General features: G+C 62.4%; 23 protein-coding genes. 8 read left to right on the forward strand and 15 right to left on the reverse strand.

Annotated elements, in window-relative coordinates; translation table 11 throughout:
• Positions 1-151 precede the first annotated feature (151 nt).
• The 3 genes from pnp (at position 152) to GMO_RS01340 (ending at position 5764) form a co-directional block, all read left to right on the forward strand.
• Positions 152-2302, forward strand: coding sequence for a polyribonucleotide nucleotidyltransferase (pnp, locus tag GMO_RS01330; protein WP_008850439.1), 2151 nt, complete (start codon positions 152-154; stop codon positions 2300-2302).
• 65 nt (positions 2303-2367) lie between these two features.
• A complete protein-coding gene (locus GMO_RS01335; protein WP_008850440.1) occupies positions 2368-3786 on the forward strand; it encodes an NAD(P)H-dependent flavin oxidoreductase in 1419 nt (472 codons plus the stop codon).
• Positions 3787-3790: 4 nt separating this feature from the next.
• The gene (locus GMO_RS01340) at positions 3791-5764 is read left to right on the forward strand and encodes an FUSC family protein (RefSeq protein WP_008850441.1); all 1974 of its coding nucleotides are present in this window, start codon (positions 3791-3793) and stop codon (positions 5762-5764) included.
• A gap of 46 nt (positions 5765-5810) precedes the next feature.
• On the opposite strand, the gene GMO_RS14325 is transcribed toward GMO_RS01340, so the two are convergent.
• The 7 genes from GMO_RS14325 to GMO_RS01375 form a co-directional block, all read right to left on the reverse strand.
• Positions 5811-6218 carry a hypothetical protein gene (locus tag GMO_RS14325; RefSeq protein WP_008850442.1) on the reverse strand — a complete coding sequence of 136 codons (408 nt, stop codon included), beginning with the start codon at positions 6216-6218 and terminating at the stop codon, positions 5811-5813.
• Positions 6215-7168 carry a VOC family protein gene (locus tag GMO_RS01350; protein ID WP_245528405.1) on the reverse strand — a complete coding sequence of 318 codons (954 nt, stop codon included), beginning with the start codon at positions 7166-7168 and terminating at the stop codon, positions 6215-6217. The genes GMO_RS14325 and GMO_RS01350 overlap by 4 nt, the downstream gene beginning before the upstream one ends.
• Before the next feature lie 139 nt (positions 7169-7307).
• Positions 7308-7727, reverse strand: a complete 420-nt coding sequence (locus GMO_RS01355) for a DUF1489 family protein (RefSeq protein WP_008850444.1) — start codon at positions 7725-7727, stop codon at positions 7308-7310.
• 24 nt (positions 7728-7751) lie between these two features.
• Positions 7752-8834 carry a nucleoside hydrolase gene (locus tag GMO_RS01360; protein ID WP_008850445.1) on the reverse strand — a complete coding sequence of 361 codons (1083 nt, stop codon included), beginning with the start codon at positions 8832-8834 and terminating at the stop codon, positions 7752-7754.
• A 38-nt stretch (positions 8835-8872) separates the two neighbouring features.
• Complete coding sequence (gene hemW / locus GMO_RS01365) at positions 8873-10036, reverse strand: radical SAM family heme chaperone HemW (protein WP_008850446.1); 1164 nt, start codon at positions 10034-10036, stop codon at positions 8873-8875.
• On the reverse strand, positions 10033-12057 hold the full coding sequence (locus GMO_RS01370) for a potassium transporter Kup (protein ID WP_008850447.1): 2025 nt from the start codon (positions 12055-12057) through the stop codon (positions 10033-10035). Before GMO_RS01370 ends, hemW begins: the two co-directional genes overlap by 4 nt.
• A 117-nt stretch (positions 12058-12174) precedes the next feature.
• Positions 12175-12873, reverse strand: a complete 699-nt coding sequence (locus GMO_RS01375; protein WP_008850448.1) for a YggS family pyridoxal phosphate-dependent enzyme — start codon at positions 12871-12873, stop codon at positions 12175-12177.
• Positions 12874-12928: 55 nt separating this feature from the next.
• Here GMO_RS01375 and GMO_RS01380 point away from each other — a divergent pair, with 55 nt between their 5' ends.
• A complete protein-coding gene (locus GMO_RS01380; RefSeq protein ID WP_008850449.1) occupies positions 12929-14281 on the forward strand; it encodes an RsmB/NOP family class I SAM-dependent RNA methyltransferase in 1353 nt (450 codons plus the stop codon).
• Between the two features lie 49 nt (positions 14282-14330).
• Here the strand turns inward: GMO_RS01380 and GMO_RS01385 are convergent, their stop codons facing one another.
• The 3 genes from GMO_RS01385 to GMO_RS01395 are packed head-to-tail and all read right to left on the reverse strand — an operon-like array spanning position 14331 to position 17737.
• Positions 14331-15836, reverse strand: a complete 1506-nt coding sequence (locus GMO_RS01385) for an ATP-binding protein (protein WP_008850450.1) — start codon at positions 15834-15836, stop codon at positions 14331-14333.
• Positions 15837-15892: 56 nt separating this feature from the next.
• Positions 15893-16618: a response regulator gene (locus GMO_RS01390; RefSeq protein WP_008850451.1), complete on the reverse strand. Its 726-nt coding sequence runs from the start codon at positions 16616-16618 to the stop codon at positions 15893-15895.
• A gap of 48 nt (positions 16619-16666) precedes the next feature.
• Positions 16667-17737: a cysteine synthase A gene (locus tag GMO_RS01395; RefSeq protein WP_008850452.1), complete on the reverse strand. Its 1071-nt coding sequence runs from the start codon at positions 17735-17737 to the stop codon at positions 16667-16669.
• Between the two features lie 61 nt (positions 17738-17798).
• On the opposite strand from GMO_RS01395, the gene GMO_RS01400 reads away from it, so the two are divergent.
• Positions 17799-18191, forward strand: coding sequence for a rhodanese-like domain-containing protein (locus GMO_RS01400; protein WP_139064337.1), 393 nt, complete (start codon positions 17799-17801; stop codon positions 18189-18191).
• Here GMO_RS01400 and GMO_RS01405 read toward each other — a convergent pair.
• The 3 genes from GMO_RS01405 to mtnA all read right to left on the reverse strand — a co-directional run bounded on the left by GMO_RS01405 (position 18167) and on the right by mtnA (position 20716).
• The gene (locus GMO_RS01405; protein ID WP_008850454.1) at positions 18167-19087 is read right to left on the reverse strand and encodes a DUF2272 domain-containing protein; all 921 of its coding nucleotides are present in this window, start codon (positions 19085-19087) and stop codon (positions 18167-18169) included. The genes GMO_RS01400 and GMO_RS01405 overlap by 25 nt on opposite strands.
• A gap of 54 nt (positions 19088-19141) precedes the next feature.
• Complete coding sequence (locus tag GMO_RS01410; RefSeq protein WP_008850455.1) at positions 19142-19555, reverse strand: hypothetical protein; 414 nt, start codon at positions 19553-19555, stop codon at positions 19142-19144.
• Between the two features lie 63 nt (positions 19556-19618).
• Complete coding sequence (gene mtnA, locus GMO_RS01415) at positions 19619-20716, reverse strand: S-methyl-5-thioribose-1-phosphate isomerase (protein ID WP_008850456.1); 1098 nt, start codon at positions 20714-20716, stop codon at positions 19619-19621.
• Positions 20717-20902: 186 nt separating this feature from the next.
• Between mtnA and GMO_RS01420 the strand changes: the two genes are divergently transcribed.
• Positions 20903-21097, forward strand: coding sequence for a hypothetical protein (locus tag GMO_RS01420; RefSeq protein ID WP_008850457.1), 195 nt, complete (start codon positions 20903-20905; stop codon positions 21095-21097).
• Here GMO_RS01420 and GMO_RS01425 read toward each other — a convergent pair.
• Positions 21094-22719 carry a putative bifunctional diguanylate cyclase/phosphodiesterase gene (locus tag GMO_RS01425; protein ID WP_008850458.1) on the reverse strand — a complete coding sequence of 542 codons (1626 nt, stop codon included), beginning with the start codon at positions 22717-22719 and terminating at the stop codon, positions 21094-21096. The genes GMO_RS01420 and GMO_RS01425 overlap by 4 nt on opposite strands.
• Positions 22720-22935: 216 nt before the next feature.
• On the opposite strand from GMO_RS01425, the gene GMO_RS01430 reads away from it, so the two are divergent.
• Complete coding sequence (locus tag GMO_RS01430; protein WP_008850460.1) at positions 22936-24018, forward strand: glycosyltransferase family 4 protein; 1083 nt, start codon at positions 22936-22938, stop codon at positions 24016-24018.
• A 2-nt stretch (positions 24019-24020) separates the two neighbouring features.
• On the opposite strand, the gene GMO_RS01435 is transcribed toward GMO_RS01430, so the two are convergent.
• Complete coding sequence (locus GMO_RS01435; protein ID WP_008850461.1) at positions 24021-25025, reverse strand: aldo/keto reductase; 1005 nt, start codon at positions 25023-25025, stop codon at positions 24021-24023.
• A 92-nt stretch (positions 25026-25117) separates the two neighbouring features.
• Here GMO_RS01435 and GMO_RS01440 point away from each other — a divergent pair, with 92 nt between their 5' ends.
• Positions 25118-26407 carry an O-antigen ligase family protein gene (locus GMO_RS01440; protein WP_008850462.1) on the forward strand — a complete coding sequence of 430 codons (1290 nt, stop codon included), beginning with the start codon at positions 25118-25120 and terminating at the stop codon, positions 26405-26407.
• Positions 26408-26427 lie beyond the last annotated feature (20 nt).

Here is a 26427-nt window from a genome sequence, read left to right on the forward strand (position 1 = left end):
TGTCCGATGGTGCGGGTATGCGACCGGCGTTTCAGGCCACATGGTGTCGTGTCGGGGCAAGGGTCTCGTCACCCCCGCCATGCCGTCCGAAACGCTGCTCCGCCACCTGTCGGGCTCCCGGGAGGGTTTTATCTCTTTGAGGAGAACATTCATGTTCGATTATTTCCGCAAGGAAATCGAGTGGGCCGGACGCCCGCTTATTCTGGAAACAGGCAAGGTTGCCCGTCAGGCTGACGGCGCTGTTGTCATTACCTATGGCGAGACGGTCGTGCTGTGTACGGCTGTTGGTGCCAAGACCGTCAAGGCCGGGCAGGATTTCTTTCCGCTGACGGTCAACTATCAGGAAAAGGCTTACGCGGCCGGCAAGATTCCGGGTGGCTTCTTCAAGCGTGAGGGCCGTCCGTCCGAAGCTGAAGTCCTGAACGCCCGTCTGATCGATCGTCCGATCCGTCCGCTGTTCCCGGAAAACTTCCTGAACGAAGTCCAGATCACGGCGACTGTCCTGAGCGTGGACATGGAAAACGATCCGGCGATCGTGGCCCTGATTGGCTGTTCCGCCGCGCTGACGCTGTCCGGTATTCCGTTCTTCGGACCGGTGGCTGCCGCCCGTATTGGCCGGATTGACGGCAAGCTGGTCGTGAACCCGACCCTGTCCGAAATCAAGGACAGCACACTGGATCTCGTGGTTGCCGGAACGTCCGAAGGCGTCCTGATGGTGGAATCCGAAGCCAGCGAGCTTTCGGAAGAAACCATGCTGGAAGCCGTGACGCTGGGTCACACCACATTCCAGCCCGTGATCGACGCGATCATCGCCCTGGCCGAACATGCCGCGAAGGCGCCGTGGGATCTGCCGTCCCGGACGAAGGAGGAAATCGCCCTTCGCAAGCGCGTCGAGAAGGTCGGCAACAAGCTGATGGCCGATGCCTACAAGGAGCGCGTCAAGCAGGCCCGCTACAAGAAGGTTGCGGAAGCCAAGGAACGCATCAACGAGATCCTGGCGGAAGAAGGCTTTGACGTCGAACTGGCCAAGCCGATGCTCAAGGAGCTTGAGGCGCAGGTTGTTCGCGGTTCCATCCTCAAGACGGGCATCCGTATTGACGGTCGCGACCTGACGACGGTTCGTCCGATCCTCGCCGAGGTCGGCGTTCTGCCGCGCACGCATGGCTCCGCGCTCTTCACCCGTGGTGAGACGCAGGCTCTTGTGGTCGCGACGCTGGGAACCGGTCAGGACGAGCAGATTATCGACGCGCTTGAGGGCGAGTACCGCTCCAACTTCATGCTGCACTACAACTTCCCGCCGTACTCGGTTGGTGAGTGCGGGCGCATGGGGTCCCCGGGACGTCGTGAGATCGGTCATGGCAAGCTGGCATGGCGCGCCATCCATCCGCTGCTGCCCACCAAGGAGCAGTTCCCGTACACGATGCGCGTCGTGTCCGAGATCACCGAGAGCAACGGTTCCTCCTCCATGGCGACCGTCTGTGGTTCGTCCCTGGCGCTGATGGATGCCGGTGTTCCGCTGCCGCGTCCGGTGGCGGGCATTGCCATGGGCCTGATCAAGGAAGACCGTGGCTTCGCCGTGCTGTCCGACATTCTGGGTGACGAGGATCACCTGGGTGACATGGACTTCAAGGTGGCCGGTACGGACAAGGGCATCACCGCCCTTCAGATGGACATCAAGATCACGTCCATCACGCCGGAAATCATGCAGATCGCCCTGGAACAGGCCCGTGGCGGCCGTATCTATATCCTCGGCGAAATGGCGAATGCCCTGACCGAGGGTCGTGGCGTGGTGTCCGGCAATGCGCCGAAGATCACCACGATTTCCGTGCCGAAGGAAAAGATCCGCGACGTGATCGGGTCCGGCGGCAAGGTTATTCGTGAGATCGTCGAGTACTCCGGTGCCAAGGTCGATATTGGCGATGACGGAACTGTGACCATCGCGGCGGCCAATGACGAGCAGGCCCAGAAGGCCATTGCCCGCATCGAGGGGATTGTCGCGGAGCCGGAAGTCGGTCGTATTTATGACGGCAAGGTCGTCAAGACAGCGGATTTCGGCGCATTCGTGAACTTCCTGGGCCCGAAGGACGGTCTGGTTCACATCTCCGAACTGGGGCAGGGCCGCGTCGCCAAGACCACGGATGTCGTGAAGCAGGGCGATGCCGTGAAGGTCAAGGTCATCGGTTTCGATGACCGCGGCAAGGTGAAATTGTCGATGCGGGTTGTCGATCAGGCAACGGGCGCCGACATAACGGAGAGCGTTGGAGCCAAGCCTGGCCGTGCGCCCCGTCGCGACGCCGAATAATGTGTCTGGCGGGGCCTGTCGTGGCCCCGCCTTTTTTATCTGAGTAACGGAGACAGCCAGTCCCCATGAAGCCTATCGACACCCTCCGTTTTGGTGGTCAGGACGTTCTGCCTCTGATCGAGGGAGGCAAAGGTGTGTCCGTCTCCACCGGTATTTCAGCAGGTCACTGGGCTGCCGCTGGCGGGATTGGAACCATTTCCGCAGTCAATGCCGAAAGCTACGATGCTAACGGGTATTCCGTTCCGCAGGTTTATCATGGCCGGACGCGCCGTGAACGTCAGCGTGAACTGGTGCGGTATGCCATTGATGGCGGTATCGCGCAGGCAAAAATCGCCCGTGACATCTCAGGTGGCAAGGGCCGTATCCATGCCAATATCCTGTGGGAAATGGGCGCGGCCGAAGAGGTTATTACCGGAATTCTCGAAGGGGCTCCGGGCCTGATCAACGGGCTGACCTGTGGTGCGGGCATGCCGTACCGGCTGTCCGAACTCGCGGCCCGTTTCAATCTTCCCTATTACCCGATTGTTTCCTCCGGCCGTGCGTTCAATGCCTTGTGGCGGCGGTCATATAGCAAGCTGCCTGACCTTCTGGGGGGCGTCGTGTATGAGGATCCCTGGCGGGCAGGCGGCCATAACGGGTTGTCTAATACCGAGAACCCGCTGAAGCCGGAGGATCCGTTTCCGCGCGTGCTGGAACTGCGTCAGGTCATGCGCAAGTATGGGCTGGATGAGACGCCGATCATCATGGCGGGCGGTGTGTGGTGCCTGGACGAGTGGGAAGACTGGATCGGTAATCCTGATCTGGGACCGATCGCCTTCCAGTTCGGTACGCGTCCGCTTCTAACGCAGGAAAGTCCGATCCCCGAAGCCTGGAAGCGGCGTCTGCGGACCCTGAAGAAGGGGGACGTGTATCTTAACCGCTTCTCCCCAACGGGTTTCTATTCCTCAGCCGTCAATAACAGCTTCCTGCGGGATCTGCGGGGGCGTTCCGAGCGGCAGGTGGCTTACAGTGCCGAGGCGGGGAGCGGTTATGAGGCGTCCTACGGCGTCGGAGCCCGCAAGCGGGAAGTTTTCGTGGCGCAGGAAGACCGTTCCCGTATCGCGGAATGGGAAGCGGCCGGTTTTACGGAAGCTCTGCGTACGCCTGACGATACGCTCGTTTTTGTGACGCCGGAGAGTGCGCGCGAGATCCTTGCGGATCAGACGAACTGCATGGGCTGTCTGTCGCAGTGTCTCTTCTCCAACTGGATGCAGAAAGAGCCTTACACGACGGGTCAGAAAGCTGATCCACGGTCTTTCTGTATCCAGAAAACGCTTCAGACCATCGCCCATGCGCCGGATGATGCCCGGGCAGACGAGATCGTGGATCATAATCTCATGTTCGGTGGAACGAACGCCTGGCGTTTCGGAACCGATCCTTTCTACGCAAATGGTTTTGTCCCTACGGTCCGCCAGCTGGTGGAGCGTATCCTGACCGGTCGCTGAAACCATGGCGCGTGATCCGCTTTTCCCGCGGGGAGGTCTGGGTCATTCTCCATATTTCACCTTCCTGTCCCGGTTTCTTGCCCGTCATTCGGTCCCCCTCAGTCCGGAGCAGCTTGCTCCGGCGGAGGGAAGCCGGGCGGCGCTGGCGACGGTTACCGCCCTTCTTCCCGCGCTTTATTTCCATCAGGTCATTTTTGCCTGGGCAGCGTTTGCTGCGTTCTGGAGCTGCCTGATCGAGCCGGGCGGCACACCGCGCGAACAGCTGAAAATCCTTGGTCTCTTCACATTGGGTGGGTCGGTTCTCGGGGCGGTGACGTCTCTGGTCGCGGCTCTGCCAGTAGCTGGTGTGATACTCTGGCTTGTCCTGGCCGGGCTTGGCACGGGGCTGGCACGCGCACTCCGCCCTTCCATGTCACTTCTGATGACGTTGCTGGCCTGTGTCATGCTGGCCGGGATCGCCTTTCCGGTGACCGATCCCTGGAATGCTCTGCTGATCGGCCTTTCTGTGTGTGGCGGCGGTGTCTGGGCGATGTTCCTGTGTCTGGTGGTCTGGCCCCAGCACCCCTATGCCGCAGCCCGTCGGGCCGTGGCCGCCTGTTACCGTCTTCTGGCGCGCATGGCTGGTGAACTGGCTGCCGGGCGCCTGCGGGAGACAGTCCATCGTCAGGCGGTGCGCAGTGCAATCGAACGCGCGCGCGGCATTACTCTTCAGATTGATGCCGGTCATGCCAGTTTTGCCATGCGTGTCCGGCTGGTCGCAGCGCTGGCGGGAGCGGAACGTCTGTTCACGGCGATGCTTGCGGTTGAGCATCTGGTCGAAACACGAGGGCTGGATTTCGAAGCGCGGGGAACGCTGGCTGCGCTGTCCGCACTTTGTCAGAACGCCAGTGAGATTTCTTTTTCCCCGTTGCCCGATCTTGAGCGTCTGTCGGAGGAAGCCTCGGGTCTGGCGCGTGATATTCCGGTGCGTCCCGGATCGATCGGGGAAGTGGTGGCATCCAGTGCGCGGATGCTGGCATCGCTGGCGGATGGTCTGGCGCGTGAGGGGGAACTTCCGTTCGATGCGGAAGCTCCCCGTCATGCCGCCCGGCTGACACCTGCCATCTGGCGCCATACGCTGCGGCTGGTGGTCGGGCTGGTGGGAACCTATGCGGCGACGCGCTGGCTTCATCTGGAATTCGGGTTCTGGGCTCTGGTTTCGGTCCTGCTTGTTATCCAGCCATCTGGCGAAACGACGCTGGTGCGCGCGCTGGAGCGTGTTCTGGGCACGCTGGCTGGCAGTCTTCTGGCCATGCTGGCGTCACCCTTTCTGCCAGGGCCTGCGGAAAAACTTGCTGCCGTGGCGGTGTTTGTGATTGCCGCCATTTCCATGCGGGCCGTGAACTATACGCTGCTGATGCTGTTCGTGAGTGCGCAGTTCATCATTGTGGCGGACATGACCATGCCGGCGGCCGGAACGGCCTGGCTGCGTGTTGCGGATAATACGCTCGGGGCCGTGATCGGACTTTTGTGTGCGTTCAGTGTGTGCCCTGAACGGCGGGGGCAGGACATGGATGGGCTTTTGCGCGCCGCCATTGTCGGGAATCTGCGGTATCTGGCCGCCGTGCTGGGACGCCGGGACATGCTGGCCACGGATCGTATCCAGCGTCAGGCGGGAATTGATACGACGCGGGCTGAATTCTCCCGCGGGTCACTGCCCGTGCTTGGCGGTGTGTCTTCTGTTGGAGAGAATGCCCGGAAAGCGCATGTTCTCCTGCGGTCCCTGCGGCGGCTGAGCGGTGAGGCCACGCTGCTGCGTTTTGATATTGCCGCGGGCCTCTGCAAAGGCGATGACGACAGCGCGCGCCGGTGGGCGGAGGAAGCGGAGGCTCTGGAAAAGGGCGCTCCGCTTGATGAGATCGCCAGACAGCTGGAAGAGGGCAGCATCATGGCGGAAATCATGGCGCTTGACCGGATGGAAGCGTCACCCCGCTCCTGAACCCGGTCCTTTCATGCGGTTGAAGCCGTGACTGGAGGGGTGACGGTCAGTGATGACCGCCACCGCCCCGGCCGCCGCCGCCCGGTCCTCCTCCACCTCCGTGGAAACCGCCACCGCCACCCGGCCCACCATGGCCCGGACCGCCTCCGTGGAACCCACCGGGGCCACCACCATGGAAACCGCCGCCTCCCGGGCCACCTCCATGGAACCCGCCCGGCCCTGGACCGCCGGGGCCCCGGCCTCCGTGCCAGCGCGGGCCGCCACCGCCATAATAGGGACCAACACCGTAGCCCGGGCCCCAGCCGCCACCCCAGCCGCCACCCCAGCCACCATCAGCACCGTAATAGCCGCCGCCATAACCGTCGTAACCGTCATATCCCACACAGCCGGAGAGCAGGGACAGAAGTCCGATCGCTCCGAACAGCGCGGCTTTTTTCGAGCGTTTCACGGTCATTTCGCCTCTCCTGCCGTATCGGGATCGTGCCATTCCATGATGCCGAAAGCCGCGCCGGAGGGATCGGCGATAATGGCGATCATGCTGTTCTGATGATCCAGATGAGGTTCGACCAGAACCTTGCCGCCCAGTTGTGCGGCTTTTTCCGCCGTGGCGCCCACGCTATCGACCTGAACGAAGCTCATCCAGCGGGCCCTGGCCGTGGGAGGGAGGCGGGCGGGGAGGGGATTGACCGTGGCCCGTGCCCAGGACTGGGAGGACAGGATATAGCGGAGGGCTTCCGGCTGTTCCTGCGCCGTCTGGACCTGATAGCCGAACAGTTTCTGATAGAAACCGGCGGCGGGAGAGGGAGATGAGGTCAGCAAGGCGTTCCAGATCCACTGGCCCTGCACGGTCTGGGCGTCGCTGTCGACCGGGTCCCCGCTTTCGGAATGCAGGGCGGCAAAAATGGCTCCCTGCGGATCGGAGACGATGGTTTCCTCGCCGCGCCCTGACAGGGATTTCGGTTTCAGCAGGATCTGGCCGCCCCAGCTGCGGGCCGAACGGGCAAGGGCCGCGGCGTCAGGCGTGGAAATGACGGGAAGCCAGAAAGGATGGGCGCCGCTCTTTCCCGCGGGGAGCGGATGCTCGACCAGACCAGCCACGGCGTGGCCGTTGACCATGGCCTGCACGAAGTGGCCGTGGGAAACCGGGACATCCTCGAAGGTCCAGCCCAGAAGCTGGCCATAGAACGCCTTTGTGGCGTTGAGGTCCGGGGTGGTCAGCTGGGCATAGACCATCTTGCCGGGCAGGGTCTGATGTGTCGGCGGGGTCACCAGCGGCGGCAGCGTGGCAGCCTGCACGGGTGCTGGCCCGGCGGCCAGACATAAACCGAAGGAGAGGGCTGCGAGAGCGCAGCGCAGTCCAGGCTTGAAAATAGGGGGCCGGTTCAGGGCTGGAAAGGACGACACACGCGACTCTCCTGTTTGACAATCCAGAAGCCCAGCATAGTTTCCCCGGAGAGGGGCGGCCATGGCCGGAGCACACTCATGACGCTTCAGGAAAGGTTTTGTTCCCTGCGCCCGGATATCCGGCTCTGCGCATGGGCGGTCAGATCAGGGCCAGCTCCGCAAGCTCGCGCCGCAGATGCGCAGGGAGATCGGCGATGCCATCCGCTGTCAGGCCGCTTCCCAGATCGGGCGGAGCATCTTTGGCTTCGAGATAGCGCCAGCCCTGAAAGGCCTTCATCGGGCGCGGCTGGACGGGGATGATCTCGTCCGACACCACGATCAGTGTGCCGGTCGTCCCGTCAGCCCGCGTGCAGGCTTCAAGCCCGATGATGGGCTGACGGCACAGGACCATGCCGTCCATGACGCGATAGAGCGACCCGCCGTCCAGAACCTCGTCCGCCCGACGCGGCATGGTGCGTGTCGGGACGGCGGCATGTCCGTTGAGGCGCTGATGTCTCATCCGCTCCCGCAGGGCCTCAAGGGATGGACAGCCGACGGCCAGCTTGATGATGTGCAGCATGTCTGTCGGATGTCCTCCTGTGTTTCAGTGTGTGCCCATGACGTTCTGCGCCTGGGTGACGAACGCATTCAGAAAGCGGGTCGTGTCCACGGACTGGACGATCTTCACTTTCCGCAGGCCCATGCCCTTCGGCGCCGTGGAGTCCGGCCAGACATGCGCGTGCCCGTAATCCATGCCGTCGCGCGTGTCGATGTCCATGTATGCCGTCACGGACTTCGTCACCAGTGTCGGATCAACGGCAATGGCGGATGTCAGTTCATCCCATAGTGGCAGCGCGGCATAGAACCGCTTCAGATAATCCGTGACAGGTGTGTGGTGGCTGTCAATCCGGTCCATCAGGTCATGCGTCATCATGATGTCGTTGGAGACATTGCCGACGCAGGTGATGGAGGGCCAGGGTGCTGTCAGGGTGATATGTGCGGCTTCCGGGTCCGTGATCATGTTGAAGTCGGATGCGTAATTCGCATTTCCGGTGACGGACATCATGCTGGAATCCAGCAGGCCGCCCATGAAGACAAGCTGTCTGGCCGTCTCCGCGAAGGTGGGGTCCAGACGGATGGCAAGCGCCAGGTTGGTCAGTGGCCCGGTGGCGACGATGGTGACCTGATGCGGATGCGCATGGACGGCGCGGATGAGGAAAAGGGCGGCAGGAAGCGGGTCGGCGGCCAGATGCGGACGGCCATCCGGCATGTCGCCCAGAGGGGGCTGGGTCGCTGGGACATGTGCGATGGAGCCGGTGCCGCCCCAGGCGCCTTTCCACGGGACGATGCCGAACTGCTGTTCCCGCAGGCGCGTGGCGGCTACGGAGTTCACGAGGGGGAGCGTCGCGCCATCAGCGACCGGAACCTGTGTCTGGTGTGCGATTTCGAGAAAACGGCGGATATGGGCTGATTCGGCGTTCTCCCAGTCATCCCCCATCGTTACGGTTGCGCCGAGCAGTTCAACACCGGGACGGTTGAGCAGGGGGATGATGGACTGGATGTCTGATCCTCCCGGTCCGAGATAGTCATTGTCCTGAATGAAATAGGCCGGTGCGGCAGAGGCGGCGGCTGCAAGGCCGGTCAGGGCGCAGACGGCAGACAGGGCAGAGAGAATGAAATGGCGCATGGACTCTTCCAGAGGAGAAACAAACGCCGATCATGCCTTCAAGTGAGGAGGCGCGCCAGTATTGCTTCAAGGCGAAGTCTGCCTTCCGGCGTCGCGCGAAGGAGGCCGTTTTCCTGCTCAAGGTAGCCTTCTTCCAGACAGGCCCTGAGCATCATGGGATCCACGCAGTCGGCCAGTGCCCGTCCTGTCCGCTCGGTAAAGCGTGCTTCGGAGATGCCTTCCATCAGACGCAGTCCCATGAGCAGGGCTTCGCGTCCTCGTTCTTCCACGCTCAGGGGGCTTTCATCCGTACTGCCGGAGCCGGTTTTCTCCACTTTTTCGGCCCAGGGTTCGGGCGCGCGGTGGCGGCGGGTGGCATGAAGATGTCCGTTGAGCGTCAGTCGTCCATGTGCTCCCGGTCCGATGCCGAGATAGTCTCCGTAGCGCCAGTAGGTCAGATTGTGGCGGCTTTCTGCGGCGGGTTTTGCGTAGTTCGAGACTTCGTAGGGGTGGAGGTCATGGCGGGCGGCTGTTTCGCCGGTCAGGTCATAGAGGGCGGCGGCCGTGTCTTCATCCGGAAGGACGAGTTCGCCCCGCCGGTGAAGGGATTCGTATTTCGTGCCGGGTTCTATGGTGAGCTGGTAGAGCGAAAGGTGATCGGCCACGAGATCGAGCGCCGTGGACAGTTCGTTCTGCCAGTCCGTGGTGCTCTGGCCGGGGCGGGCATAGATCAAGTCGAAGGAGATGCGCGGGAAGAGACGGCGTGCGGTTTCGAGCGCGCGGATGGCCTGCCCGGCGGAATGCTGGCGGCCGAGTTTCTCAAGGGCATCGTCCCGCAGGCTCTGGACGCCGAGTGACACGCGGTTGACACCTGCCTGACGGAACGCGGCGAATTTGTCGGCTTCCACACTGGTCGGGTTGGCTTCAAGCGTGATCTCGAGATCGTCTTCTGCGTCAAAGAGCCGTCGGGCGTCTTCGATCAGGGCTGCCACGGTTTCGGGCGCCATCAAGGACGGTGTGCCGCCGCCGAAAAAGATGGAACGCAGGGGGCGGCGTCCGCCATCGGCGGTCAGGCGGGACGCGTCATGTGCCAGTTCGCGGCGCAGGGCCTCGGCGAAGCGCCTCTGGGGGATTTCGTCCCGGACGTGGGAATTGAAATCGCAGTAAGGGCACTTCGCCAGACAGAATGGCCAGTGGATGTAGAGCGAAAGCGGTTCGGTCAAATGGCGATCCGGACGCCGAATTCCACCACGCGATCCGGCGGAATGCGCAGGAATTCCGTGGTGGAGGCAGCGTTACGCAGGAGGAGAAGGAAGAGCACCATACGCCAGAGCTGCATCTTCGGCACGCGGGAGCGGACGACGATCTCATGGGATGTGAAATAGGAGGCCTGGATGGGATCGAACGGCACGCCCATGGAGTTCAGTTCCTGGAGGGCGCGGGGCAGGTTCGGCATCTCCATGAAGCCGTAACGGACGATGACGCGATGGATGTTGGGGGCCAGTTCCTGCACGATGGCGCGATGGCCGCGGTCCGCTTCCGGCTGATCGAGGTTCTGGACGGTCGCGAACAGGATGTGATCGTGCAGGACCTTGTTGTGCTTGAGGTTATGCAGCAGCGAATTGGGCACGATGTCCGGGTTTGCCGTCAGGAAGACCGCCAGTCCCGGTACGCGGATGGTCCGGGACTGTGGCAGCCGCGCGAGGAAGGAGCCCATGGGCATGGAATCCGCCTGCTGGCGTGCGGCGATCAGGCTGCGTCCGCGCTTCCAGGTCGTCATGATGATGGTGCTGATGATGCCGATCGCCAGCGGAACCCATCCACCATCGGGGATCTTCAGAACGTTGGCCGAGAAGAAGATGCTGTCTACGATGAAGAAGAAGCCGAAGACGAGCCCGACGGTCACGGCCTTCCATTTGAAGACGCGCCGGAACACCACCATCGCCAGCACGCAGGTGCAGATGAAGGTGCCGGTTACGGCGATGCCATAGGCTGCCGCCAGGGCGGAGGAGGACCGGAACGCCACGACTAGGACGAGCGCGCCGAAGGCCAGGATCCAGTTCAGGGACGGAAGGTAGATCTGGGCTTCTTCGGAAGCGTTCGTGTGGACGATGCGGGTACGGGGCAGATAGCCCAGCTGGATCAGCTGGCGGCACAGGGAGAAGCTGCCCGAGATGCCGGCCTGCGAGGCGATGACCGTTGCGAAGGTGGCAAGGATCAGCAGTGGGATCTGCGCCCAGTGCGGGCCAAGCAGGTAGAACGGATTGACGAGGGCATGCGGATCACGGATCAGCAGGGCTGCCTGTCCGAAATAGTTGAGCGTCAGGGCCGGCAGCACGAAGAAAATCCATGCCTTGCGGATGGGCGCGCGGCCGAAATGTCCCATGTCGGCGTAAAGTGCCTCCGCGCCGGTGACGGAGAGGACGACCGATCCGAGCGCGATGAACGACAGGTAGCCGTGCATGATGATGAATTCGAGCGCGAAGGTCGGGGACAGGGCGAGGAAAATGTGCGGGTAGAGGAGGATACCCTTGACGCCGAGGATGGCCAGGGTGGTGAACCAGAGCACCATGACCGGGCCGAACGCCTTGCCGATCGTGCCCGTTCCCATGACCTGCGCAGAGAAAAGCCCCACCAGAACGACCATGGCGATGGGGATAACGAAGTGACCTGCGGCTGGAACCGACGTCTCGATCCCTTCCACCGCTGAAAGAACGGAAATGGCGGGTGTGATGATGCTGTCGCCAAAGAAGAGGCAGGTTCCCGCAATACCCACCAGTCCGAAGAGCCATCGGAAATGCTGGGACTGGCATACGCGCTGGGCCAGGGACATCAGGGCGATGATTCCGCCTTCGCCATCATGGTCCGCCCGCATGATGAGGATGACGTATTTGATGGTGACGATCAGCATCAGCGCCCAGAAAGTCAGGCTGGCCAGCCCCATGACTTCCCAGGGCTGTGCCGGATGGCCCGGACCGCTGACGATGCTGACGGAAGACTGGAGGGCGTAAAGCGGGCTGGTGCCGATATCGCCGTACACCACGCCGAGGACGGCGAGGATGGCACCGATGCCGGCGGGTCTGGCGTGTCCAGAAGATCCGTCTTCGTCACCGCCAAATTCGGAAGCATGTCCGTCCTTGCGGGCCTCTTCCACGGTCTGGAGGACTTCGCCCTTCTCCGTGGAAACGCCGTGGGGAGGTTCAGAAGTATGGGGACCGTCTGTTTCGGGCATGGGATCTTCCATTTACGGGCATCGACAGAGTGCCGTTGTTTACTGTCACAGCGCCTGTTACAGGAGCGGTGCCGCATCCCGGCATGGTTCCCTCATGACAAGATTTCTTACGCGGATGCAACCCGTCTGTCAGAAATGCGTCATGGGGCGCGGGCCGAAAATGGCGCTTCCGACCCGGACCAGAGTCGCATTTTCGGCAATGGCCGTTTCGAAATCCGCTGACATCCCCATCGACAGAACCGGCAATCCATGGCGTTTCGCAAGCGTAGCGAGAAAGCGGAAATGCGGGGCAGGGTCTTCGTCTTCAGGGGGGATGCACATCAGGCCCCGGACCTTCTCCCCGAAGCGCTGGAGGCTGTTCTCGATGAACGTATCGGCCTTATCGGGGGAAACGCCGGCTTTCTGGGGTTCGTTTCCGGTATTGACCTGAACGAGGAGGTCGGGAAGGCGGCCTGTTTTGGCGGCGCCTTTCTCGATGGCGTCGGACAGGGCTTCCCGGTCCAGACTTTCGATCATGTCGGCGATGGCGCAGGCCTCTGCGGCCTTGTTGGTCTGGAGGTTGCCGATGATGTGCAGTCGCAGGTCGGGATAATCCGCGCGCAGGGCCGGGAATTTGGACGCGGCTTCCTGAACGCGGTTCTCTCCGAAAATCCGCTGTCCGGCACGGAGGGCACTTTCAACGGCTTCGGCGGGATGGAATTTGCTGACGGCGACGAGGGACACGGCGTCCACCGGACGGTCGGCTTTTTCGCAGGCCCGGGCGATGCGGGCGCGGATGGCGCAGAGGTTTTCGGCGATCTGATTAGGCATTCCGGAAGAAGACTCCATTGCGTCAACGGTCGCAAGATGCGATTTCCCGCATTATGCGCGAGATCGACACCCCATGACCCAGAACAGATCCCCCCGCGGCTCCGCCCGCCTGAACCGTCCGTCCGGCCCATCCTTCGCCAGACGCAAAGGCGCACGTTCGTCCCGCCCGGAGCAGAACCGCCGTCCGTCTCCCGATCCGACGCGGGATCTGGCGTTCGATATCGTCTGCGGCGTGGTGGAACATCGCCGGATGCTGGAAACCACGCTGGACCGCTCCGGCCCCATGGACCCGCGGGACCGGGCTTCCGCGCATCGTCTGGCCGCCACGACCCTGCGGCATCTGGGCAGCATGACGGAAGTTCTCCAGCCCATGCTCCGCCGGGAACCGCCGGAGCCGGTGCGCTGTGCGCTTCTGATGGGAGTGGCGCAGCTTCTGCATCTTGAAACGCCGCCTCATGCGGCGGTGGGCACGATCGTTGATCTGTTGCGCCGTCGCCGGCTGGCGCCGTTCGCCGGGCTGGCCAATGCCGTCCTGCGGCGTGTGGCGCGGGAAGGGCGGTCCCTGCTTGAGGGGCTGGATGAAGCCCGGCTGGATGTTCCGCCCTGGCTGTGGAGTGCATGGGGTGCCCGCGCCCGTGCCATTTCGCGTGGTCTGCACCGCGAAGCTCCGCTGGACCTGACGCTTCGTCCCGGTGTGGAGGCTCCCGAAGGCGGCGAGACCCTTCCGACTGGCACGGTGCGTTACCCGGCAGGCACACGCATCACAGCGCTCCCGGGTTTCGAGGAGGGGCATTTCTGGGCGCAGGACGTGGCGGCGGCCATGCCCGTGAAGCTCATGGGGGATGTCGCGGGGAAAACCGTGATCGACCTCTGTGCCGCACCCGGTGGCAAGACGGCGCAGCTCGCAACAGGTGGCGCGCATGTCATGGCTGTCGAACGCGAGGAAGCGCGCGCCGCACGGCTGAAGGATAATATCGCCCGTCTGAAACTCACGGCGGAAACAGTCGTCGCGGATGCGCTGGAGTGGCAGCCGGAAACGCCGGTCGATGCCGTTCTGCTGGATGCGCCCTGTTCGGCAACGGGTACCCTTCGCCGGCATCCCGATGTGCTGTGGATCAAGCGGCCCCGGGATGTGACGGCTTTGGTGGAAGGGCAGGACGCCTTTATCGACGCCGCCCACAGGATGCTGAAACCGGGTGGGATGCTGATGTACGCTGTCTGCTCCCTCCAGGATGAGGAAGGACCGGACCGTGTCCGCGCCGCGCTGGAGCGGGGCGGGTGGAAACTGGTGCCTTTTTCGGAAGAAGAGCTGGCGGACATGGCAGCGGCCCGGACACCGGAAGGATTTTTCCGGACCCATCCGGGACTGTGGGTGGATCGTGGAGGCATGGACGGCTTTTTCGCGGCACGGCTGCAGCGCGTCTGAAGGTGTAGGCCTGCTTTCTGTCAGGTCTTTTTCCTGACCGGAGGACGCGTCAGGCGGCGAGTGTCACAAGGACCCGCAAGCCGCCCTCCGGTCTGTTTTCAAGCCGGACGTCGCCCCCCTGTCCCCGCAGGATGGTCCGGGCGATCGAGAGGCCGAGGCCCGTTCCCCCCGTTTCCCGGTTACGGCTGGTCTCGACGCGCACAAAAGGCTCGAACACACGCTCCAGTTCATCCGGAGGCAGGCCGGGGCCGTTATCTTCAATGATGATCCGGACGTAAGGGGTGTTTTTGTTCCGGGCTGACGCTGCTGGCGCGGGCAGCAGGGTCACCTGTGCGCTGCCGCCATATTTCAGGGCATTGAGAATCAGGTTGTTGAGGGCCCGCTTCAGGGCGACGGAGCGGGCACGGATGCGGACGGGCACGGCGGGAGATTCGTAAAACAGGTTCTCGGCCATGTCCGGGCGGCTTTCGGCGGCTTCATCGACGATGGTCTGGAGCAGGGCGCGCAGGTCCAGCGAGACGACCGGTTCGTTCGAGGCGCTGTCCCGTCCGAAAGCCAGGGTTGCAGCGACCATGGCTTCCATTTCATCCAGATCGGCCAGGATCTTGTCGCGCAGATTGTCATCGTCAATGAATTCCGCGCGCAGTTTCAGGCGCGTGATGGGCGTGCGCAGGTCATGACCGATGGCGGTCAGCATCAGGGTCCGGTCCGTGACGAAACGGCGGATATGAGTGGCCATGGTGTTGAAGGCGATGGCTGCGCGGCGGATTTCGGACGGTCCGGTTTCAGGCAGGGCTGCGGTGTTGACGTCCCGGCCCAGCGCTTCGGCCGCATTGGCCAGGGTCGTGACCGGGGCGATCATCCGGCGCGTGGCCCAGACGATCAGGGCGCTCCCTGCAAGAGACATGAGCATGAAGGCGGACAGGAAGGTCGGCGATCCCAGGGGATTGGGCAGCGGCGCGACGGACCGCACGACGACCCAGCAGTCACAGTCCGGCAAAAGAAGCGATGTGGAATGGGTACGGGCCTTCTGCCCCATGCGCATTGCACGCGGGTAGAGGGAAGAGGGCAGCATCGCCCATCGCATGAAGGGCGGCATGCCGTGAGGGGGCCCCGCATGGCCGCCGAAAAACGAAAACAGATGACCCGGTCCCTGCATGTCGGGGGAAGGTGGCATCATGAAGTCGCCTGGTGGTTCCCCCATCCGGGGCGCAAAAGGCCCACCGTTCATGGGCGGTGGGCCGGAAAAAGGGGGAGATGTGGCTGGGGCCGGGTTCCGGCCATGAGCGAACGTTCCCGGCGGAAAAGCCGGCAAGGGGACCGGATGGGTGGGAAACAGGGGGTCGGGCTGCTTCAGCAGCAGGGCGGTGAAGTTGGGTGGAAGATGCAGATCCTCGATGGCGGCCTGACGGTCTTCCGCATGGGCTTCCGCCACGGTGCGGTAGATCGAGAAGACCTGGACCTGATCCTCATGGATCTGGCTGCGTTCGGCCAGATCGAACCGGTCCGCGGTATGAATGAGAAGACCTGCCAGTTCGACCACGGCCAGCCCCACGATCAGAACGAGGCTGGTCCGCGCGACAAGGGAGCGGGGCAGGAGGTGAAGGGGGATCAGATACGTTCCACTTCAGCAGCCAGAACATAACCTCCGCCCCGGACGGTTTTGATGACCTGCGCGTTGCGGCCGTCATCCTCCAGCTTGCGGCGCAGGCGGCTGACCGCAACGTCGATGGCGCGGTCAAACGGTCCGGCCTGACGGCCACGCAGCAGTTCCAGAAGCATGTCCCGCGTCAGGACGCGGTTCGCTCTCTCCAGCAGGGCCATGAGCAGGTCATATTCCCCGCCCGTCAGGGATACCTCGGCTTCCTCGGGGTTGAGCAGGCGGCGGCGCACCGGGTCGAGGCACCAACCGGCGAAATGGATTTTCCGTGTGTCGGCGCTCTGGTGCTTTTCCGTGGCATCCACCGTGCGCCGCAGAACGGCGCGGATGCGGGCCAGAAGCTCACGCGGGTTGAAGGGCTTGGCCACGTAGTCATCGGCCCCGAACTCGAGCCCGATGATGCGGTCCGTCTCGTCACTCATGGCGGTCAGCATGATGATGGGAACGTTGTCCTGCGTGCGGAGCCAGCGGGCGAGTTCAAGCCCGCTCTCGCCCGGCAGCATTAGGTCCAGAACGACAAGCTGGTAATGACCGTTGGCCCAGGCCTTGCGGGCTTCTCGCCCGTCCCTGGCCGCCGTGATGCGGAAATGGTTGCGTTCGAGGAACTGGCTCAGCAGTTCCCGTATTTCGCGGTCGTCGTCCACGATCAGAAGATGTGGCAGCGAGTCCGTGGCCATGATCTAGACACCTTCAAAACCATTTGTGTCGTGCAATGGCATTACATGTCATGCCGTTGCACTGGTGGTATGTTCCTGATCCAGCCAAGGTGGGACCGGGAGGTTCCTGCTCCGCAGGAAATCCGGGTTGAACAGCTTGGACTGGTAGCGTGCCCCCCCATCGCACAGGATTGTAACAATTGTATGTCCCGGGCCAAGTTTTTTTGCGGTCCGGATGGCTGCTGCAACATTGATGCCGGATGACCCGCCAACGGAGAGACCTTCCTCCGCCGTCAATTCGAAAATCTGCTTCAGCGCTTCGGGGTCTGGAATACGCTCGGCATCGTCGGGGTGGGAGCCGTCAAGGTTGGCCGTCACCCGGGACTGGCCAATGCCTTCCGTGATCGAACTGCCGGTGATGCTCAGGTCATCGGACTTCACCCAGCCATACAGGCCGGAGCCTTCCGGGTCAGCGAGGACAATGCGGGGCGCGGTCTTTCCGGCGGCCTTTGCCTGTTCGCGCAGGCCCATTGCGATCCCCGCCAGCGTGCCGCCCGTTCCGCAGGCGCAGGTAAAGGCATCCACCTTGCCCTGTGTCTGGTGCCAGATTTCCGGTGCGGTCGTGGTGCGGTGCCCTTCGCGATTGGCGGTGTTGTCGAACTGGTTGGCCCAGAACGCCCCGGTTTCTTCCGCCAGTCGGCGCGAGACATGTACGTAATTGCCCGGATCACGATACGGTTTCGCTGGAACAAGGCGCAGGTCCGCACCAATCATGCGCAGGAAATCGAGCTTTTCGCGGCTCTGTGTCTCCGGGACGACAATAACCGCCTTGCAGCCCATGGCCTGCGCCACGAGGGTCAGGCCGATTCCGGTATTGCCTGCCGTACCTTCCACGACGGTGCCGCCCTTTTTGAGGGCGCCGCGTGCAAAGGCGTCCTGGATGATGGCCAGAGCCGCCCGGTCCTTGACCGATCCTCCGGGGTTCATGAACTCGGCCTTGCCATAGATGTCACATCCCGTTTCTTCCGAAGCGCGGCGCAGGCGGATCAGCGGCGTGCCGCCGATGGCTGCTGTCATGTCGGAAGAAAGGGTCTGCCATCCGTTGAGGACAGGCTGGCGTGAATGGGGGATGTCGGTCATACGTTCACTCCTGTGCTGAGAGAATTATAGAACGCGTTTTGCGTGGATGAGGAAGGGTGTCATGAAGGTTCTGACGGCAAAACAGGCGTGGGATGTGCTTGAGAACGCGCCGGAATGTGTTCTGGTTGATGTCCGCACCCCGGAGGAATGGCGGGATGTGGGGCTTCCGGACGCTGAGAAAATGTCCAGTCCGCTGATCTGTCTGACCTGGCTGCCGGACCGGCAGGCGGAGTTCGTGGCGGCGCTACGTGAGCAGGTGCCGGATGAGAACACGAGGCTTCTGTTTCTCTGCCGCTCCGGCATGCGTTCCCATCACGCGGCACTGCTGGCGCAGGATGCCGGGTATGGCGATGTGACGAATATCGTGGACGGTTTTGAAAACAGGCATGGTCCCGGCACGGGCTGGCGTGCCGGTGGTCTGCCCTCCACTTACATGCCGCTGTCGGGCTCCTGATCCGCGTCGTAATGGGTTTCCAGAATGGTGAGCCACGGGTAACGGCTGTCGTAGCTGTGGCCTGAGCCGTCGGCGATCATTCCGTTGGCATCGGTCGGGACATGCGTCAGGGCAACGGCGTCATCGACGTTGCCGCCCACGATGCTCAGTTCGCGCCCGAAAGGCGGCGCGTTCTGACCGGTGGCCGTGACAATGCCGCAATGAGACGGGAAGCCGTAGGAGGTTGGCAGCATGGCGAAGGTGATGCTTTTGCTGCGTCCCCGGCCGACACAGATCAGATCGCCGGTCTTCGGAGCGTAACTGCCCGGATCATGCGCCGTCAGGCCGGGGCTCTGACCGCTGGCGGCTGCGTTGATGTAGGTCGAATGATTGGGAGAATACGGGAAGCGCTCATTCGCGCCTGCCACCCGCATGACATAGGAAATGAACGCTGCCGACCAGGCGTAATGCCCGTCATTGTTCATGTCGAAGCGCGTTCCGTCCGCGTTGGTCTTGCCCGTCCAGCCGACTTCCGTTTCATACGGGTCTTGGCCGATCCACCAGTATTCTCCGACCCGCTGCCACAGACCGGGCAGACGTTCCGGTTTCAGGGCCGGATCGCTTGGCTCGGGCCGGTTCTCGGGGTCGTCGTCTGAAACGGGTGAACCGAACATCCGCCATTCCCGCAATGCGATCGCGGTGACATCCTGCCGGTTGAAAGGCGTGAAATTCCGCGTCGCGAAATCCGGAACATGGCTGTCATAGCCTACGGGGCCGGTCGTGCCGTTCGCATACTGGGCGTTGGGCGTACGGGCTGGCGTTTGGCGTACACTGTTCTGACTGGCACAGCCGGTCAGTGCGAACAGGGCAGCCGTTGCAGCTGTTCGCCAGAAAAGATGCGAGTCTGACACGATCATCCTCTTGGGGGTGTCTGTAGTACCCGCATCTTGAACGGCAAGAAGAGCGGGGCGTCAAGGATGGGAGTGGGGAAGGGGGTGCTGGGTCAGGTGAGCGAGCAGAACCTGGCTCCAGACTTTCAGAAGCAGGACAAGCAGGATCGGCGGGCTCCATATCCCGAGCAGGAGAGTCTGGATCAGGATGAAGATCCGTGCGCGCCGCACTGAAATCCTGAACGTCAGACCTGACAGGACGAGCGCGGCCACGCAGATGACGGGAAGCGCCCATAGATAGCCCAGGCTAATCCTGCAGAAGAGCGACCTGTCCGGTCTGTCAGACATCGCCATGCCGATCCCGAGGCTGGCAGCCGGAATGAAGCGGCACACATACAGTCCCGCGATGGCATAGGCCGCCAGAAGAACACGCAGGATCCGAAATCGGCGGGGCAGCTGGTCAGAACGGAACGCAGGAGTGGAAGGCGGTTGCAATAAAAAGGCACTCCGGCAAAAGAAAGAATGCCTTTTATTGCAAAATGTAACGTTGCGGAAGACTTACTGGCCGTCGGGGAACAGCGCCTTCAGGCCCGCTTCCGAAGCATCGCAGCGTCCGCGCTCTGTGATGAGGCCGGTTACGAGGCGGGCCGGGGTGACATCGAAGGCCGGATTGGCGGCTGGACTGTTCTCTGGCGTAATGCGGACGTGACCAGGGCGTCCATCGTCCGTTCGCCCTGTCATGAACAGGACCTCGTTCTGGTTTCGCTCCTCGATCGGGATGTCCTTCACGCCGTCACGGACCCGCCAGTCGATGGTGGAGGACGGCAGGGCCACCCAGAACGGCACGTCGTTGTCATGCGCGGCCAGGGCCTTGAGATAGGTGCCGATCTTGTTGGCCACATCGCCCTGCGCGGTCACGCGATCCGTGCCGACAATCACCATGTCCACTTCGCCAGCCTGCATGTAATGACCGCCGGCATTATCCACGATGACGGTATGGGGAACGCCATGGCTGCCGAGTTCCCAGGCCGTCAGGAGGCTGCCCTGATTGCGCGGCCGCGTCTCGTCCACCCAGACATGGACGGGGATGCCTTCATCATGCGCCATGTAAATGGGGGCCAGTGCCGTTCCCCAGTCCACCGTGGCGATCCAGCCTGCATTGCAGTGTGTCAGGAGGTTGACGCGTCCCTGTCGGCCCTTGCGGTCCCAGATCTCGCGGATCAGTTCCAGCCCGTGACGGCCGATCGCTTCGTTGACCTGAAGGTCCTCGTCGCACAGAGCGTCGGCTTCGGCATATCCGGCGGCCACGCGTTCGGCGGGGGAGAAGGGAGAAAGATGGCGGACCATGCGTTCGATGGCCCAGCGCAGGTTGATGGCTGTCGGACGTGTGGCGACAAGATCCTCCGCCGCTTTTGCGAGCGTGGCGTCGGATGCGTCTTCCTGAAGAGCAAACACCAGCCCGTAGGCCGCGACCGCCCCGATGAGGGGCGCGCCACGCACCTGCATTGTCCGGATGGCATGTGCGACTGCCCCGGCGTCCCTCAGGGCAAGGATCTCCACGTTCCAGGGAAAACGTGTCTGGTCGAAGATGCGGATGCTCTGGGCGTCATCCGCGGGACGCCAGATGCTGCGATAGGAAACACCGTTGATTTTCAAAGCGTGCAAACTCCTGAAGGGATGCGGGCGGACGGAAGCGGAGAATGATCCTGCTGCAGGGCCTGCATGTGAGTGATCCCTTGATCCAACTCAAGGACTTCTTTTCATGTTTCCTGTATGCGCCCCGGTTCTCTCGGGGATATGTTGCAAGAACCCATTCCTGTTTGTTCTGGAGGTAAAAGCACGGTGGCAGTTTACAGGGAAGAAGGTAATGACCCTGCCGACCTTCAGGACGAAAAGCCGAAAGAAGGGTCCCGTGAAGCGTCTTTTGGGAAACGTCCTGCGATGAGTGCGGTCGAAAAGTACCGCCGTCTTCGGGAAAACCGGAAGCAGGCCCGTCGTCGGCGCCTTGAAGCAGAGCGCAAGTCGCCTTCTTACTAAGAGCTGGGACCGCTTTTCGTGGGGTTGTTCGGGAAGAGGCAGATCAGGTTCGTGAGAGGGCCGGGGCATCCCAGAAGAAAGCCCTGTCCGGTCTGACATTTCGTCGTTTGCAGGGCGTGGAGCTGTTCAGGCGCCTCGATGCCTTCGGCTACCACATCAATGCCGAGTGCCTGCGCGAGATGCAGGATGGCGTCGACGATGGAGCGGATCCGGTCATCCTGAATCATGTCCTGAATGAAGGACCGGTCAATCTTGAGGCAGTCGAACGGGAAGCGCCGCAGATAGTTCAGGCTCGAATAGCCGATGCCGAAATCATCCATGACAATATGGACGCCAAGGGCGCGGATTTTTTCCAGCGTCCGCAGATTCTTCTGGTCCGCCTCCAGAAAAATTCTCTCCGTCAGTTCCAGTTCCAGCCTGCTGGCTGGAAAGCCGGTCTGCTGAAGGCTTTGCAGGACGACTGCGTACAAATCGTCGTTCTGGAACTGGATGGGAGAAATGTTGATGGCCATGCCCGTATCGGGGGGAAGCAGCAGCCCCTGACGGCAGGCGTCCAGCAGCACCCATCGGCCGATGGCCACGATCAGACCGCTGTCTTCTGCGACGGGAATGAAATCCAGCGGCGAAATGATGCCGTGGACGGGGTGATGCCAGCGGAGCAGGGCTTCCACCCCTTTGAGCCTGCTGGTCCGCAGGTCAAGGATGGGCTGGAAATCGAGAAAGAACTGCTGTTTCGTCAGGGCCGTGCGCAGATCATGCTCCATCTCCGAGCGTGCGCTCGCCCGTCTGGCCATGCCGGGTTCAAAATGTATCCAGTCCCGGGTGGGGTTTTTCTTGGCTGCCTGAAGGGCCAGATCCGCATAATGGCAGGCCATGTCGAAACTGGCGGTATCGTGGGGCAGGAGACAGTATCCGATCCTGACCGTCAGATGGAGGCGTTCGTTTCCCTGATCGAGAGGGCTGTGACAGACATCCCGGATGGTCTGGGCGATATGCCGGGCTTGTGCGGGGTTGTCATAGGGGAGCGGGCAGAAAACGCCGAATTCGTCATCCCCGATGCGTCCCATCCGGCATGTATCGGGCAGGGCATCCTGCAGGCGGTTGGCCAGAGTCTGAAGGACACGATTTCCAGCGGACTGGCCATAAAAATCGTTGATGGTGTGGAAGCGCTGGATATCAAGAAAAAACAGCGCACCAGCGGGATTGCGGTCAAGCCTGTTGCGGAAGAAGGTCCTGACCTGCTCGTTGAAATCTTCCCGGACCAGAAGATGCGTGACCGGATCATGCCGGGCAGGGTCGGTCAGGGATGGTTTTTTATCCGGGGAGGAAAGGGTAATCGCCAGGGCCATGCAGAGATCCTGCTGCCAGCAGATGGCGTAAAGCCGGAAATGGATTGCCATGATTCCGTTGTGAACACGGTAGAGCAGGGCAGCGCGGTTCTGTCCGTCAGGTGGAGCGGTCAGGGCGGCGGGAAGAAAGTCCGTGAGGGGCGGAAGATCTTTCAGGGGGCAGTCAAAAAGGGAAAGAAAAGGCAGGTTGGCTTCAACGACCCGTCCCTGACGCAGGATGGCCAGTCCTTCGCAGGCAATGTCATGAAGGCTGGTAATGGAGAGACGGGCCACGGCGGGGGCTCTCTCCTGATCAGATGGTCTGGAACTGGCCACAGGATCTGTACTCTTTGATGCTGGCATGTCTTGGATACGTGAAAATCGCATGTCTGGTCCCGCTGGTATGCGCGAGAATGACGGAGGCATTATTAAAAAAGTGGAAATATATGCAGCTGCGAGGAATGATCTTGGAAACAAAATGTTTCAAATCGTTTTGATTGGGAAAAATCCTTGTCGACGGTCCTGACAGTTCTGCCACCGCGCGAACAGTACACAGACACACATGCCGGGGCGATTTCCCTGCTGGTCAGCCGCCTTGCGCAGCCGGGAGACATCATCTGTGGCACCGGAACCCGGGACGCCGGGACACAGGGAGCGTCACTGCCGGGCGGGGTGTTCCATCGGCTGCGGCTGACCCGGTGGCCTTTTCCGCGCATGTTCCGGTACGGCCTTGCCTGCCTTGAGGCCATCCGACAGTACCAGCCATCACTGGTGGAGGTTCACAACCGTCCCGATCTGGCGCAGTTCCTGTCACGTTTCGCGCCTGTCCGTCTGATCTTTCACAATGATCCCCGCGGAATGAAAGGTGCCCGGACGCCCGCCCGGCGAGCGGATCTCGCCCGCCGCGTGCTGGTCTGTGCCGTATCGCGTTGGTTGGCGGAGCGTTTCACGGAGGGGAGCCAGGATATCCGCGTTGAAATCCAGCCGAACTGTCTGGACCTGATGCAGCTTCCTGCGCCCCGGGAACGTCGACCATCTGTTCTGTTTGCCGGGAGGGTCGTATCGGACAAGGGTGCGGATGCTTTTGTGCGGGCGTGGGGGGCGGTCCGGGGGCATTTTCCGGGCTGGGACGCCGTTATCATGGGAGCGGACCGTTTTGGGGCGGATTCACCGGAGACCCCTTTCCTGTCGGAACTGCGGCCTCAGGCAGCGGCTCAGGGCGTGCGCATGACGGGATACCAACCTCATGAAGCCGTACTGGACGCCATGACGTCGTCTTCCATCGTGGTGGTGCCGAGCCGCTGGCCGGAGCCTTTTGGCATGACGGCGCTGGAAGCCATGGGATGTGGCGCGGCCGTTATTGCCTCGCCGGTTGGTGCGCTTCCCGATGTTGTGGGAGATGCCGCCGTTCTGGCGGTGCCGGATGAACCGGGGGCACTCGAAGATGCCCTGTCATGCCTGATGGCGGATGCCGAACTGCGGGTTGGGCTGGGACAGAAAGCCCGCCGGCGAGCGGCGCAGTTCGGCATGGAGGCAGCCCGGGCGCGGTTGCTGGACCTGCGCCGGGCTGCCGTGGATGCCCGCGGCCGATAGGATCAGTCGCGGAGGGGAGGCGCCATGAAGGTCGGATCAATGGCTTTCGGAACATGGCGTGCGAGGATTTCATCCACGGCCTTTTTCTCTTCCGCAGTCAGATGCCATCCGAAGACGTCACCCACGCCCGAGACCTGCTCCGGCTTGCGGGCACCCCACAGTGCGATGACCGGTCCCTGATCCAGTACCCAGCGGACCGCGAAGGTCATGACGGACTTGCCGCGCTTTTCGGCCAGTTTTTCGAAATCGGCGACCGCGGCGAGATAATGCTCGAAATTCGGCTTCTGGAATTTCGGATCGCCGGAACGCAGGTCGGTTTTCGGGAAGGTGGTGTCCTTGTTCATCTTGCCGGTCAGCAGCCCGCGACAGAGCGCGCCATAGGCCAGGATGACCGCATGATGCTTCTCGGCATAAGGCAGGATGCTCTTCTCGATCGTGCGCTCGAACAGGTTCAGCGGCGGCTGGATCGTGGCCAGCGGGGCAACCTCACGGAAAATATCCATCTGCTCCGGCGAGAAGTTGCTGACGCCGAGCGCGCGGATCTTGCCTTCCTTGTGGAGCTTCTGGAGCTCCCGGGCGGAGTCCTCGATGGGGGTCTTTTCGTCCGGCCAGTGGATCTGTTCCAGATCGATCGTCTCGACGCGGAGGCGACGAAGGGAATCCTCGACTTCCTGACGGATGCGCTCCGGACGGGAATCCCGGAAAACTTTCTTGTTGTCGCCGTCGCCGCTCCAGTTCAGTCCCAGTTTCGTGGCGATCATCGCCTTGCCGGGTTTTTCGGCCAGTGCGCGCCCGACCACTTCCTCGGAGTGTCCGAAACCATAGACCGGAGCCGTGTCGATCAGGTTGATGCCCTCGTCGATGGCGCGGTGAATGGTGCGAACGCCATTGTCGTCATCCGGTCCACCCCACATCCATCCGCCGATGGCCCAGGTGCCAAGCGCCACGCGGGAGACGGGCGTGTCGATGCCGGGAATACGGATGGTGTTGGTATCGCTGCTGCTCATGGATCTCTCCAACAGAAATGGTCGGTGTCAAAAAAGCGCATGCCTCTCCGGGTGGTTGCATACGAAGGTGAAACCTTTCATCCACAAACATCATGAGCAACCCTTCACGCCTTCTGCGCATCGCCCAATGGGCCGCGGTGATTCTGCCTCTGACCCTGACGCATCTGCGCGGTCTGGGGGAGGCGGACCTCGATATGCTCGCGGTCCTTCTTCTGCTGAATTCCCTCCTGACGGGGCGTCGGGAAGGTGGCTGGGCCTGGGCGCGTGAGCCATGGGTGGCGGCGACATTCTGCTGGTGGGGGTGGCAGGTGCTGTGCACGCTCTGGGTCTCGCCGGGGCATGGGGCGCTGGGGCAGGCGCTGGCGGCGATCCGTTTTCCGCTGGCGGCGGCGTCCCTCGGCTGCTGGGTGCTGCGTGATGCCGTCTGGCGGCGGCGCGTGTTGTGGGTGACCTGTGCGTGCGGGGCCTATATCGCCTTCCAGATGCTGGTACAGGCCGTCTTTGGGCGAAACCTGTTCGGCGTGCCCCGGTTCGGGGATGGAACGCTGACGGGGCCTTATACCCATCCCCGGGCGGCTGCTCCCCTTTCCCGGCTTGTCCTGCCGATGCTCATGCTGGGATGCACGCTGATCGAGGGATGGAAAAGTCGCATGGCCCGGACGGCAGGTCTCTGCGCGGCGACCGTGCTGGCAGTCGGGACCATGGTTCTGGCAGGGCAGAGAATGCCGTTTGCGCTTTCCCTTTTGGGGATCGGGGTCTGTGCGTTTCTCTATCGGCCCATGCGCCCGGCGGCCATGCTCGCGGCAGGGCTGGTGCCAGTCATGATGCTGGCCGCCAGTATTTTCTCCCCCCGGAGCTTCGCCCATCTTGTTCTGCTGGCCCGGCAGCAGCTCACCCATTTCAGCCAGTCCGCCTATGGCGAGATCTACACGCATTCCGTGGTTCTGGCCGAACGTCATCCCTTGCTTGGCTGGGGCTATGACGGTTACCGCCATCACTGTGCGGAGCCGTCCACGTTCCATGGCGTACGGGGGCTGTCCACGATGGTGCCGGAGCAGGGCTGGCTGTCGCTCTGTGTGCAGCATCCGCACAACCATTATCTTCAGGCCCTGGTGAATGCGGGCATTCCGGGCCTGATCCTGTTCGTCCTGATGGTGGCCTGCTGGCTGAAGGCGCTCTGGCCCGGACGAAATGGTCCTGCCATCCTGATCGGGCTGTTTGCCGCCGTCTTTATTCAGGAATGGCCCATCGCGTCTTCGTCCGACTTCCTGAACCTGCCCTTGAGCGGATGGGGTTTTCTTCTGCTGGGCCTGGGGCTGGCCTATCGGGAAGGAAAAGGAGAGGGCGGGTTCCAAGCACGGGACCGGCGGCCTATATCGTAAGGCCAGATTACGGAGGTTTC

It is taken from the genome of Gluconobacter morbifer G707 (assembly GCF_000234355.1).
Lineage (GTDB): Bacteria > Pseudomonadota > Alphaproteobacteria > Acetobacterales > Acetobacteraceae > Gluconobacter > Gluconobacter morbifer.